9 protein-coding genes, 1 tRNA gene and 2 pseudogenes are annotated in these 12,392 nt (G+C 72.2%); 4 read left to right on the top strand and 8 right to left on the bottom strand.

What is annotated here, in order from left to right:
• Together selA and ACFW2E_RS12315 are read left to right on the top strand one after the other, a co-directional pair.
• A partial coding sequence (selA, locus tag ACFW2E_RS12320; RefSeq protein ID WP_384465408.1) for an L-seryl-tRNA(Sec) selenium transferase occupies positions 1–1,063 on the top strand: 1,063 nt, incomplete at its 5' end.
• Between the two features lie 12 nt (positions 1,064–1,075).
• Positions 1,076–1,486, top strand: a pseudogene (locus ACFW2E_RS12315) (GTP-binding protein); the annotation flags it as partial.
• A gap of 237 nt (positions 1,487–1,723) precedes the next feature.
• Here the strand turns inward: ACFW2E_RS12315 and ACFW2E_RS12310 are convergent.
• On the bottom strand, positions 1,724–2,467 hold the full coding sequence (locus tag ACFW2E_RS12310; protein WP_384465405.1) for a hypothetical protein: 744 nt from the start codon (positions 2,465–2,467) through the stop codon (positions 1,724–1,726).
• On the opposite strand from ACFW2E_RS12310, the pseudogene ACFW2E_RS12305 reads away from it, so the two are divergent.
• Positions 2,411–2,818: pseudogene (locus tag ACFW2E_RS12305) on the top strand (SelB C-terminal domain-containing protein); the annotation flags it as partial. The gene ACFW2E_RS12310 and the pseudogene ACFW2E_RS12305 sit on opposite strands and share 57 nt — an antisense overlap.
• 34 nt (positions 2,819–2,852) lie before the next feature.
• Here ACFW2E_RS12305 and ACFW2E_RS12300 read toward each other — a convergent pair.
• Positions 2,853–2,946 (bottom strand) — tRNA-Sec (locus ACFW2E_RS12300).
• 34 nt (positions 2,947–2,980) lie between these two features.
• Here ACFW2E_RS12300 and selD point away from each other — a divergent pair.
• Positions 2,981–3,994, top strand: coding sequence for a selenide, water dikinase SelD (gene selD / locus ACFW2E_RS12295; protein ID WP_384465403.1), 1,014 nt, complete (start codon positions 2,981–2,983; stop codon positions 3,992–3,994).
• Between the two features lie 33 nt (positions 3,995–4,027).
• Here the strand turns inward: selD and fdh are convergent, their stop codons facing one another.
• The 6 genes from fdh to ACFW2E_RS12265 form a co-directional block, all read right to left on the bottom strand.
• Positions 4,028–7,288, bottom strand: coding sequence for a formate dehydrogenase (gene fdh / locus ACFW2E_RS12290; RefSeq protein WP_384465399.1), 3,261 nt, complete (start codon positions 7,286–7,288; stop codon positions 4,028–4,030).
• Between the two features lie 456 nt (positions 7,289–7,744).
• Entirely contained in the window at positions 7,745–8,755 is a 1,011-nt protein-coding gene (nrfD, locus tag ACFW2E_RS12285) for an NrfD/PsrC family molybdoenzyme membrane anchor subunit (protein ID WP_384465396.1), read from the bottom strand.
• Positions 8,752–9,810, bottom strand: coding sequence for a 4Fe-4S dicluster domain-containing protein (locus ACFW2E_RS12280; protein ID WP_384465393.1), 1,059 nt, complete (start codon positions 9,808–9,810; stop codon positions 8,752–8,754). The genes nrfD and ACFW2E_RS12280 overlap by 4 nt, the downstream gene beginning before the upstream one ends.
• A gap of 377 nt (positions 9,811–10,187) precedes the next feature.
• Entirely contained in the window at positions 10,188–10,799 is a 612-nt protein-coding gene (locus ACFW2E_RS12275) for a cysteine hydrolase family protein (protein ID WP_384465390.1), read from the bottom strand.
• 19 nt (positions 10,800–10,818) lie between these two features.
• Complete coding sequence (locus tag ACFW2E_RS12270) at positions 10,819–11,775, bottom strand: LLM class F420-dependent oxidoreductase (protein WP_384465387.1); 957 nt, start codon at positions 11,773–11,775, stop codon at positions 10,819–10,821.
• A gap of 248 nt (positions 11,776–12,023) precedes the next feature.
• The coding region (locus ACFW2E_RS12265; protein WP_384465384.1) for an HAD family hydrolase at positions 12,024–12,392 on the bottom strand (369 nt) is incomplete at its 5' end.

Raw genomic sequence — 12,392 nt, 5'->3', positions numbered from 1 at the left:
GTTCCACACTACCTTGGGCCGCGCGCGGTTGTCGGCCGCGGCCCGACGGGCGGTGGCCGAGGCCGCCGGGCCGACCGACGTGGAGCTGGACCTGGACACCGGCGCACGGGCCCGCCGCGGTCGTACGGCGTTGCGAGCGCTGTGCGAACGGGTGCCCGCCGCGGGTGCCGTGCACGTCGTCAACAACGGCGCCGCCGCGCTGGTCCTGACCGCCACGGCGCTGGCCGCCGGCCGGGAGATCGTCGTGAGCCGCGGGGAGATGGTGGAGATCGGAGACGGCTTCCGGCTGCCGGACCTCCTGGTGTCCACCGGGGCCCGGCTTCGTGAGGTGGGTACCACCAACCGCACGACCGCCGACGACTACGCCGCCGTGATCGGGCCGGGCACGGGCTTTGTACTGAAGGTACATCCGTCCAACTTCCGCATCACCGGCTTCACCCGCTCCGCCGGCATCGGGGAACTCACCGGACTCGGCGTACCGGTGGTCGTCGACATCGGGTCCGGTCTGCTCGAGCCCCATCCGTCGCTGCCGGACGAGCCGGACGCCGAGTCGCAACTGCGGGCCGGTGCCTCCCTCGTCACCGCCAGCGGCGACAAACTGCTGGGCGGGCCGCAGTGCGGCCTGCTGCTGGGTGAGCAGGGCCTCGTGCGCACCCTCTCCCGGCACCCGCTGGCCCGTGCCGTGCGCGTGGACAAGCTGACACTGGCCGCGCTGGAGGCCACGCTCACCGGGCCTCCGACCCCGACCGCCGACGCACTGACCACCGACCCCGCCACCCTGCGCGCCCGCGCCGAACGCCTTGCCTGCGCACTCGCCCAGTACGGCATCGACGTCCGGGCCGTCGAGAGCGCCGCGACGGTCGGCGGTGGCGGCGCGCCAGGTGTGACGCTGCCCAGCGCCGCGCTGTCCCTGCCGGAGGGTTTCGCGGCTGCCCTGCGCACCGGGCGCGTTCCGGTCGTCGGGCGTCTGGAGTCAGGGCGCTGTCTGCTCGATCTGCGGGCGGTGCCGGCGGAGGACGACGAACGGCTTGCCGGGGCCGTCCGCGCGGCCGCGGGACGGTAGGAGGCAGGCGTCATGCGGGTGCTGGCCACCGCCGGGCACGTCGACCACGGCAAGTCCGCCCTCGTCAGAGCGCTGACCGGCATGGAACCCGACCGCCTCGATGAGGAGCGGCGCCGGGGTCTGACCCTCGACCTCGGCTTCGTGTGGACCCGGCTCGGCGCGGACGGCGAGCACCTCGCATTCGTCGACGTACCGGGGCACGAGAAGTTCGTGCCGACCATGCTGGCCGGAGTCGGACCTGTGCCGGCGGTGCTCTTCGTCGTGGCCGCCGACCAGGGCTGGCAGCCGCAGTCCGAGGAACACCTGGCGATCCTGGACGCGCTCGGGGTGCGGCACGCCGTCCTCGCGGTGACGCGCAGCGACCTGGCAGATCCGGTCCCCGTGATGGCCGACGCAGTCGGGCGCATGGCCGCCACCTCACTCGGCACCGTGCCTGCCGTCGCCGTCAGCTCGGTGACCGGCCACGGGCTCGGCGTACTGCGCACCGAGCTGTCCCGCCTGGCGGCCGCGCTACCGGTCCCGGCCGCCGACGCGGACGTACGGCTGTGGCTGGACCGGGCCTTCACGGTGCGCGGCCATGGCACGGTGGTGACCGGCACGCTCGGATCCGGCACCCTGCGCGTGGGCGACCGGCTGGTCACGGGCGACGGAACGACCGTGCTACGGGTGCGCGGGCTGCAGTCCCTGCAGGAGGAGCGCTCCGCGGTCAGCGGGGTGGGGCGTGTGGCGGTCAACGTGCACGGGCCCGCCGCCGGTGACCTGCGGCGCGGGGACGTGCTGCTGGCCCCGGAGCGATGGCTGCTCACGGATCTCGTCGACGTCCGGGTCGCCGGTGAGCCTGTTGCCGACCTGCCGCGGTCGGTCACCCTGCACATCGGCACCGCCGCAGTCCCGGTGACCGTCCGTCCCCTGGGCGACGACACCGCGCGGCTGACTTCCCGCCGAGGCCTGCCGCTGCGCGTCGGCGACCGTGCCGTGCTGCGCGAACCGGGCGGCCGGCGCGGGCCCTGCGGCGTGACGGTGCTGGACGTGCGGCCCCCGCGCCTGGCCCGGCGGGGCGCGGCACGGGTCAGAGCGGCCGAGCTGGCGACCATGGCAGGCCTGCCGGACGAGGCCGGAGAAGTGCGGCGGCGCCGGCTGGTCCAGCGGTCGGAACTGCGCGCGATGGGCGTGCCGCCGGCCGCCGTGCCCGTGGCCGGGGACTGGCTCGCGGACCCCGGCTACTGGGCGTCGCTGGGCGAGCACCTGGTCAACGAGGTGGAGCGGCACGCGAAGGAGCACGCCCTGGACCCGGGGCTCCCGCTGGAGGCCGCCCGTCGTCTGCTGGGCCTGCCCGACCGGTCGCTCGTGGACGCACTCGTGGCGGCGACACCCCGGCTCACCTGCCGACGAGGACGGCTCCACGGCTCCGAAGGCCCCCGGTCACTCCTTCCGCCGTCCGTGCGGGCGGGCGTCGACGCCGTACGACGGGAACTGGCGGCGGCACCGTTCCGCGCGCCGGAGGCCGACCGCCTCGCCGAACTGGGACTTACCCGCAAGGCGGTGGCCGCCGCCGTGACGGCGGGCGCGCTGCTGCGGGTCGCCGACGGGATCGTGCTGCTGCCGGGCGCGGACGCGCGGGCCGCCGCCGTCCTCGCGCGGCTGCCTCAGCCGTTCACGACGAGCGAGGCCCGGCAGGCCCTGGACACCTCACGCCGGGTGGCCGTGCCGCTGCTGGAGCACCTGGACGCTCATGGGTACACGGAGCGCGTGGACGACCGGCGGCGCCGCTGCCGGCTCGGCGCAGGAAGCGGAGGCGGACGGGAATCGAACCCGCCTGCCCGAGATTCTCGGACACCTCGGTTTTGAAGACCGGGAGGGCCACCAGGCACCCACACGCCTCCACCGACCGTCAGGCTAGTTCCCCGGGAGAGCGACATGACACCGACCCGCCAAGCGGCCGTACGGCTCACACAGTTCGCCCACGGCGGCGGCTGCGCCTGCAAGATCCCGCCCGGCGAGCTGGAGGAGGTCGTCAGCGGTCTCGGCGCCCCGCTCACCGGGGGTGACACCCCGCTGCTCGTCGGTCTCGCCACCGGAGACGACGCGGCCGTCGTCGCCCTGCCCGGGCACGCGGGCACGGCCGTGGTGTGCACGGCCGACTTCTTCACCCCCGTCGTGGACGACCCGTACGACTGGGGCCGCGTCGCGGCCGCCAACGCCCTGTCCGACGTGTACGCGATGGGAGGCCGACCGGTCCTCGCGGTCAACCTCCTGGCGTGGCCCCGTGACCGGCTGCCGTCGGATCTGGCTCGCGAGGTGCTGCGCGGCGGACTGGACGTGGCCACGGAGGCGGGCTGCCATGTGGGCGGTGGGCACAGCGTCGACGACGTCGAGCCCAAATACGGCATGGCCGTCACCGGACTGGCCGACCCGGCGAGGCTGCTGCGCAACGACGCCGGCCGGCCCGGCCTGCCACTGTCGCTGACCAAACCCCTCGGTCTCGGCGTGCTGAACAACCGGCACAAGGCCACCGGCGAGCGGTTCGAGCAGGCGATCGCCACGATGACGGCCCTGAACCGGGACGCGTCCACGGCCGCTCTCGCGGCCGGTGCCACCTGCGCCACCGACGTCACCGGCTTCGGCTTTCTGGGCCATCTGTACAAGCTCGCCCGGGCGTCCGGCGTGACTGCCGTGGTCGACACCGCCGCCGTGCCCTACCTGGACGGTGCCCGCGAAGCGGTCCGGGACGGGTACGTCAGCGGTGGAACCCGGCGCAACCTGGAGTGGGTGGCGCCGCACACCGACTTCGGGGCCACGGACACCGGCACCCGGCTGCTGCTGGCCGACGCGCAGACCTCCGGCGGGCTACTGGTCGCCGGGGAGGTGCCCGGAGCGCCGGTGGTGGGTGAGCTCGTGCCGTCCGGGGCCCACTCGATCGTGCTCAGGTGATCGGCGCCTGGACTCCTGGACCGGCGAACCGGCTCAGGGCTCCGTGCCGGTGTGCTCGTCGATGCCGGCCCGCGCCCGGTAGGCGCGCACCAGCTCCGGCGCGGCCGCTCCCCGGGGACGCCGTCCGGGCCGGATGTCCACGGCGAACGCCTTGGCCTCCTGGATGTGCGTATTGGGGTCCAGTGACATGTGCAGCAGTTCGTTGGCCGCGTCACCCGTGCTGTAGCCGTTCGGGCCCCAGTGGTAAGGGAGCCCTACCTGGTGCAGCCTGCGGCCCTGCACGGTCAGCGGCGCCATGCGGTCGGTCACCAGCACCCGCGCCTCGATCACGCCCCGCGCGCTGACGACCGTCGCCCAGCCGGTGTGCTCAAGGCCCCGTTCCGCGGCCAGTTCGGGCGAGACCTCGCAGAAGAACTCCGGTTGCAGTTCGGCCAGGTAGGGCAGCCACCGGGACATTCCCCCCGCGGTGTGGTGCTCGGTGAGCCGATAGGTGGTGGCGACGTAGGGGAAGACCTCCGCGCCCGGTTCGTCACCGCTGGGCTGGTACCGGTTGTCCGGGTGTGGTGGTAGCAAGTGCCTTACAGGGTTGCGCTGTTGCGTGTACAGCAGGTTGGGGAACGGCGAGTCCTGCGGCTCGTAGTGCGCCGGCAGCGGCCCGTCGGTGAGCCCGGAGGGCACGTACAGCCACGCCTTGCCGTCGGCCTGCATGATGAACGGGTCCGTGCCGGACAGGGCCTCGGGCCCGGTGGCGTCCGGTGGGGGCCGGTGGCCCGGGGACTTGGTGGCGGCGAAGTCGGGGATGTCGTGACCGATCCACTTCGTGTTCTCGGCGTCCCACCACACCAGCGCCTTGCGTTCGCTCCACGGTTTGCCGTCCGGGTCGGCGGAAGCGCGGTTGTACAGGATGCGCCGGTTGGCCGGCCAGGCCCAGCCCCACTCGTTCGCGACCCAGTTCTGCTCCGTGCCGGGCTTGCGGCGGGCCGCCTGGTTGACGCCGTCGGCGTAGACCCCGCAGTAGATCCAGCATCCGCACGCGGTGGAGCCGTCGGCGGTGAGCTGTTCGTAGGAGGCCAGCGGGTTGCCGTCGGCGTCGTGGCCGTTGATCTCGGCGAGAACTGCTTCCGCGTCCGGTTCGGCGAGTGCGCCCCTGACGGGATAGTCCCAGGTCAGGTCGAGTACCGGCCGGTCCGCCGGATCGGTGGAACCGGCGAGTCTGCGCCGGATCAGCCGCCCGAGGTGGAAGGCGAACCACAGGTCGCTGCGGGCGTCCGCCGCCGGCTCGACGGCCTGGTGATGCCACTGCAGCAGGCGCTGGGTGTTGGTGAAGCTGCCGTCCTTCTCGGTGTGCGCGGCGGCGGGCAGGAAGAACACCTCGGTGCGGATGTCCTCGGTGCGCAGCTCCCCGGTCTCGATCTCCGGGCCGTCCTTCCACCAGGTCGCCGACTCGATGAGGGAGAAGTCCCGTACCACGAGCCAGTCCAGATTGGCCATGCCCAGACGCTGGAGCTTGGAGTTGGCGCTGCCGACCGCCGGGTTCTCGCCCAGCAGGAAGTAGCCCTTGCAGGTGCCGTCCAGCTGGGCCATCACCGTCTCGTAGGTGGAGTGGGAGCCCGTCAGGCGCGGCAGGTAGTCGAAGCAGAAGTCGTTGTCGGGGGTGGCCGCCGCGCCCCAGTACGCCTTGAGCAGGCTGACCAGGTAGGCGCGCATGTTCCCCCAGTAGCCCTTGTGCGCCGCCTCGGCCTGTACGAACTCGTCCAGGCCCTGGTCCTGGTGGGCGTGCGGCAGGGGGATGTAGCCGGGCAGCAGGTTGAACAGGGTCGGGATGTCCGTCGAGCCCTGGATGGAGGCGTGACCGCGCAGCGCGAGGATGCCGCCGCCCGGCCGTCCGATGTTGCCGAGCAGTGCCTGGAGCACGGAGGCCGCGCGGATGTACTGGACGCCGACGGTGTGCTGGGTCCAGCCGACCGAGTAGGCGAAGGCCGTTGTCCGCTCCCGGCCGGAGTTGTCGGTGACCAGACGGCACACCTGCTGGAAGAGGTGCTGTGGCACGCCGCAGATCTGCTCGACCGTCTTCGGCGTATAGCGGGCGTAGTGCCGCTTGAGGACCTGGAAGACACACCGCGGGTGGGCGAGCGTCTCGTCCCGCTCGGGCTCGCCCTCACCGATCGCCGCGCCGCCGGAGCCGTGTGCCTCACCACGTGCGGCCTCGGACACCGAACTGCCGCCGCCGGTGCGCACCTCGTACTCCCGGTCACGCTCGCCGGAGGCAGCCTGGACCTCCATGCCCTCGTACTGCCAACTGGCGTTGTCGTAGCGGCGGTTGTCGGAGTCGAGGCCGGAGAACACACCGTCCAGGTCCTCGGTGTCGCGGAAGTCCTCGCGCAGCACGACGGCCGCGTTCGTGTACGCCACCACGTAGTCCCGGAAGTACTTCTCGTTCTGCAGGACGTAGTTGATGATGCCGCCGAGGAAGGCGATGTCCGTGCCCGCACGCAGCGGCACATGAACGTCGGCCACGGCGCTGGTGCGGGTGAAGCGCGGGTCGATGTGGATCACCTTCGCGCCGCGTGCCTTGGCCTCCATCACCCACTGGAACCCGACCGGGTGGCACTCCGCCATGTTCGAGCCCTGGATGACGATGCAGTCGGCGTTCTGCAGGTCCTGCTGGAAGGTGGTCGCGCCGCCGCGTCCGAACGAGGTTCCCAGACCGGGAACGGTGGCGGAGTGTCAAACGCGCGCCTGGTTCTCGATCTGGATCGCCCCGAGCGCGGTGAACAGCTTCTTGAGGAGGTAGTTCTCCTCGTTGTCGAGCGTCGCCCCGCCCAGGCTCGCGATACCGAGCGTGCGCCGGGTGCGGGTCTCGTCGACCTCCCACTGCCATCCTGCGCGCCGGGCCGCGATCACCCGGTCGGCAATCATGTCCATGGCCGTGCCGAGATCGAGCCGCTCCCAGGTGGTGCCGTGCGGGCGACGGTAGAGGACGTGGTGTTCTCGGGCATCGCCCGTGGTGAGCTGGAGGCTTGCCGAGCCCTTGGGACACAGCCGGCCTCGGGAGATGGGGGAGTCGGGGTCGCCCTCGATCTGCGTGACCCGGTCGCCCTCGACGTACACGTTCTGGCCGCAGCCGACCGCGCAGTACGGGCAGACGGACTTCACCACGCGGTCCGCACTCGCGATACGGGGCGACAGCCGCGCGCTCTGCCCACTCTTGGCGGCGGCCCCGCGGCCCAGCGGATCGGTGCCCTTGAGCTGGCGGTAGACCGGCCAGGAGTCGATCCAGGTGCGCACGCCCATGGCTCGGTCCTCCCGTTCGGTTGCCGTGCGGTCAGCGGATGTCCGCCGGCCACGAACCTGACGCGGAGCGCCCTACCTCCGGGCCCCTGTATTCAGGCTGACTCGGAGTACCCCTGACGCGCCAGTCGAAACGGACGGGTGGGCGCGGGGGAGGCGAGTGGGGCGTTCGTCGTGGCTGCCGGGGCTCCCACCGCGGGCGGGCTGGGCGGCCACCACCAGCCCGCCTGGTTCGCAGGTGTGCCGCCGGACGGTATCGCCGTCACACCGGCCCGTGGTCATCCGGCGGGCTGCCCGCAATGGTCGTGCACCCGGACGTCCCTTACGGCGTACGAGCCGTCTGTACGGCCGGCCACCGACTGGCCGAACGGCGTTCCTGGCCGCGGAGGCGTGGAGGCATGGAGGCATGGGAGCCCCAGAGGCCCGGAAGCCCGCGCCGGTCCGGAGAGGGCGGCCGGGTCAGTCCGCCCGCGCCCGCAGGCGCTCCCGTTGCGGCACGACCGTGTACTTCGGGTCCTCGGCGGAGGCGAGCCCGGCGTGGTACACCCCGAATCGCAGCGCTGCCGAGCCGGTCAGCAAGGCGGCTCCGGCGGTCACGGCGAGGGTGCGGCTGTGGCGCCGGGCCGCGGCCGCCGCCAGGGCCGTACCGCCTGCCGTGAGGATCTCCGCGGTACGGACGAGCGTATGCGCCTTGCCCTTCCCGTACGGTTCGGCCGCCAGGCCCGTGCGCCGTTTCAGCAGCCGGAAGGCGCCGAGTTCGAGAGCCGCTCCCAGGACGGCCATGCGGCTGGCCGGCCCCGTCTCTTCGACCGGCACGGCCGCCAGGGCCAGACCGGCCGCCGCGGTGGCACCGGAGCCCGCGAAAACGAACGGCATCTGCCGGTACCCCTCGTGCCAGGAAGGCACCGCGGTGTCGGAGATCAGGACAGCGGTGTACGTCGCCACGGCGGGGCCGAGGACGCCTGCCGCCGCGGTGGCCGACGCGCCGACGAGCCGGAGACGGCCCGTGACATCGCTCACCGCGGCGGCGATCGTCAACGGCGCGTACGCGGTGAGCAACCACGACCCCACGCTCATGGGCGAAGTCGGTTTGAACACGCGCAGCATGTTGAGGAAGCGAGCGGGCCGCCCCAGATCGTGGACCAGCGCCGCCAGCGACAGCGAGATGGCCCCCGCAGCCCCCAGCTTCCCGGCACGGGCCAGCGACGGACGTCCCGTGACGTCGCCCCCGGCCGCGAGCAGCGAGGAGCCGCTCGCGAGACCGCCGAGATACAGGTAACCCGCGATGTCGAGAGGCTTCCAGGTCGGCTTGTTCAGCACCGGTTCGCCGTAGTACGTCGAGAACCCGGCCTCCGGCACCATGGGCTGCTCCCCGCGTCCGCGGCGGCGCCCGGCGCGCGCTCCGGTGCGGGCGTCCCGCCCGGGTCGTGCGCCGTGAACGCCGCCGCGCGTCACGTCCGATCCGCTCATCGCTGCCTCCGGCCGCCGCCCTTGACGAAACTGGCGACAGCGAGCGCCGCGAGCGAGGCAGCGGCCATTGCCGCGTGCCGCCACATGTCCGGCAGATCCCGCGTGGTGACGACCGGGTCCGGCGGCAGGCCGTAGACCTCCGGCTCGTCCAGCAGCAGGAAGAACGCGCCGTCGCCTCCGACCCCGTCGTCGGGGTTCTCACCATAGAGGCGGGCGTCGGTCACGCCGTTGGCGTGCAACTGTGCCACCCGGCCGGCCCCTCGCTCGCGCAGTTCCTCCAGCGGACCGAACTGGATGGAGTCGGTCGGGCACGCCTTCGCACAGGCCGGCTCGGCGCCGACGCCGAGCCGGTCGTAGCACAGCGTGCACTTCCAGGCCCGGCCGTCACCCTCACGCAGGTCGATGACGCCGTACGGGCAGGCCGGTACGCAGTAGCCGCAGCCATTGCAGATGTCCTCCTGGACGACGACCGTGCCGAACTCGGTGCGGAACAGCGAACCGGTGGGGCAGACGTCGAGACAGGCCGCGTGCGTGCAGTGCTTGCACACATCGGAGGACATGAGCCAGCGCAGCTCGGTTCGTCCGTCGGGACGCAGGGGCGAGATCTCCCCGGCCGGCGCGCCCGTCGGTGCCGCGTCCGGGGCCGGTGCCGTGGCCCCCGGCCCCGGAGAGGACGGGGAGCTGCCGAGTCGGCGGGCGGCGTCGAAGACGTCGACGTTCTCGTGGGCGAATCCGGGCTCCTGCCCGCCCAGTGGTTTGCGCTGCTCGATGAAGGCGACGTGCCGCCAGGTGTCGGCGCCGAGCCCTTGCGTGTTGTCGTAGGACATGCCGGTCAGCTGCAGGCCGTCCTCCGGCACCGCGTTCCACTCCTTGCAGGCCACCTCGCACGCCTTGCAGCCGATGCACACGGAGGTGTCGGTGAAGAAGCCCACACGGGGAGGGTGGTCGAGGTGACCGGCCGCGCCCGCCACGTCCGGCTGCGGGCCGGACAGCTGGTGGCCGTCCGGCCTTCTCCGCCTCGACCGGCGGGTCTGACCGGCGCTGTTGTCCGTCATGGCTCAACTCCTCGGTCAGGTCCCCCGGAGTGGCGCGTGCGGTCGCGGTGGTCAGGGCCCGGTGAGATCGCCCGGTGCCGGCGAAACGGCGCCGCGTCCTCGGCCAGGCTTCGGTGCTCTGTGTCGAGCGTCGCACGGGTGCCCCGGTCCCCGCTCTCCGAAACCACTGCGCAGCAAGATCGGCGCGCTCCTTCCGGCGACGACGCCCTCCGGGTGCACCGGTTCACGGCCACCCGGCCGGCAATGAACATCAGGGACCTCGACGAACCGGGGCCACGACCCATTGGCCCGACGACAGACCCCCGGAGGCTCTCGTTGAGGGCCAGTGTGTCGCGCCCGGTCCGGGAGTGTCGGGCCGCTCCGGAGGCCGTGTTCGCTCATGGTCGGTCCTCGCGCTGGTCCGGAGGGCTGTCCGGTACGGCACTCCGGGCGCCCGTGAAGTCGACCTCACCCGCCGTCACGATCCGGGCGCCCATGTTGCGCTCCATCATTTCCAGGGCGGCGGCCTCCAGATGGGGGTGGATGGAGGCCACGGCGTCCCTCGGTACCGTGACCTCCAGGTGCCGGATGTGCGCGTCCAGGGCCGAGTACAGAACGCACTGCTCGGTGACCTGGCCGCAGAGGACCAGGTGCTTGACGCCCAGCCGCCACAGCACGTATGCCATGGGTGTCTCATAGAAAATGGAGTGGCGGGCCTTCAGTACGAAAAGGGATTCGCCGTCGGGCCGTATCGGCTCGACCAGCCCGGCGTGCGGCCGCTCCAGAGCCCTTTGCAGCAGCTCTCCATGGTGGGAGCGCCACAGGCCGAAGTTGTCGTTCGCGTACACCACCGGCACGTCGGCCTCGCGGGCACGGCCGAGCAGATCTGCGACGACGGGAACGATGCGGCGGGCGGAGGGTACGAGCAGTTCGGCGTCCTCGTGGTCGTACGTGTTGATCATGTCGATCACGACGAGCGCCGTGCCGCCGGTCACTGCGGAGCCGTTCACCGTACCCGTCCCACCGACGTCAGTCGCGGACCCGTGGCAGGACCTTGGTGCGGTAGAAGTCGAAGAAGCCCTGCTGATCCTTGCCGATCTGGTTGACGTAGACGGTGTCGAAACCTGCGTCGACGAACGCGGCGAGTGCCTCGACGTGCGCGTCCGGATCGTCGCCGCACGGTACGGCCTTCGCCACCTGGTCCTCGGTGACCAACTGGGACGCCTGCTCGAAGTGGCGCGGGGTCGGCAGGACTTGCGGGAGTTCGCCAGGCAGTTGCTCGTTGGCCCACAGACGGTGCGCAGTGCGGACCGCCTCCTGCTCGTCCGTCCCCCAGCACACCTTGAACCCGCCGTACACCGGATTGGCACCGCCGCCACCGCGCCGGAAGCGCTGCACCATCGCTTCATCGGGCGCCATCGTGATCAGGCCGTCGCCGATGCGGGCGGCGACCTCGGCCGCCTGGGGGCCGAAGGCCGACACGTCGATCGGCACCGGCTCGTCCGGCAGTGTGTACAGGCGTGCGTTCTCCACGGTGTAGTGCCTGCCGTGGTGACTGATCTGCTCCCCGGTGAACAGCCGCCGCATGATCTGTACGGCCTCCTCCAGCATTTCCAGCCGTACGGGCGCCTCGGGCCACACCGTGCCGAGGATGTGCTCGTTGAGCGCCTCGCCTGTGCCCACCCCCAGCCGGAAACGCCCGTTCAGCTGCACCGAGCTGGTCGCGGCGGCCTGGGCGATCACCACGGGGTGGGTCCGCACCAGTGGACAGGTCACCGCCGTCTCCACAGGCAGCGACACCGCCTGCGACAAGGCCCCGATCACCGACCACACGAACGGGCTCTGCCCTTGGCGGTCGTGCCACGGGTGATAGTGGTCCGATATCCACAGCGACTCGAAGCCGGCCTGTTCGGCCATCCGCGCCTGCTCGACGAGTTCCGCCGGTGGGTGCTCCTCGCACGACAAGAAGTATCCGAAGCCCGCCATCGTCCCTCCTGTACCGCAATCTGAGACTCTGGGACCGCTACCGAGTACCCGATGGCCGGGAGGCTGTGCACGGTGTCGCCGACATGAGGGGGATACCGGCCAGGCGGCGTTCCGAAGGGCGGAGCCAGAGCCCGGGTCTCAGCGTCGTCCAGCGAGGTGAAGGGCGCCGGCCGTCGGTCCGTCCAACGAGGGGGATGGGCTTGCCACGGTCCAGTCTGTACGAGAGATGACCTCGCCTCAGCACACCGTCAGGCCAGCGGGCTCCGCGGCAGCGAGGCGAGCAGATCAGCCGGGGTCTCGAAGACCGCGTCGGCGCCGGCCTCCTCCAAGTCGGCACGGGGGATGCCGCCGCACAGGAGCGCCACGCACCGCACCCCCGCTTCGGTGCCCGCTCGCATGTCCCACACGGTGTCGCCGACGAATACGGCATGTTCGGCCGGTACGCCTGCCAGTTCCAGGGCGCGCTCGACGGGCTCAGGCGCCGGTTTGCCCTCGGTGACGTCGTCCCCACTTGCCGTCGCCGCGATCGCGTCGTCCGCGGCGATCGCGCGTCGCACTGCGGACCCCCCCCCGCCCGCGGCCCCCCGCGGGGGGCGCCGCCTACCTCGCCGGCGCCC

The organism is Streptomyces sp. NPDC058964 (assembly GCF_042741275.1).
Classification (GTDB): Bacteria; Actinomycetota; Actinomycetes; order Streptomycetales; family Streptomycetaceae; genus Streptomyces.
This window is presented reverse-complemented; position numbering and strand designations above follow the sequence as displayed.

Bases quoted from the DNA above. Each gene is read 5' to 3' on its own strand.
- selD (WP_384465403.1), top strand. From the start codon at position 2,981: ATGACACCGACCCGCCAAGCGGCCGTACGGCTCACACAGTTCGCCCAC.
- nrfD (WP_384465396.1), bottom strand. From the start codon at position 8,755: ATGAGCGGATCGGACGTGACGCGCGGCGGCGTTCACGGCGCACGACCC.
- ACFW2E_RS12280 (WP_384465393.1), bottom strand. From the start codon at position 9,810: ATGACGGACAACAGCGCCGGTCAGACCCGCCGGTCGAGGCGGAGAAGG.
- ACFW2E_RS12270 (WP_384465387.1), bottom strand. From the start codon at position 11,775: ATGGCGGGCTTCGGATACTTCTTGTCGTGCGAGGAGCACCCACCGGCG.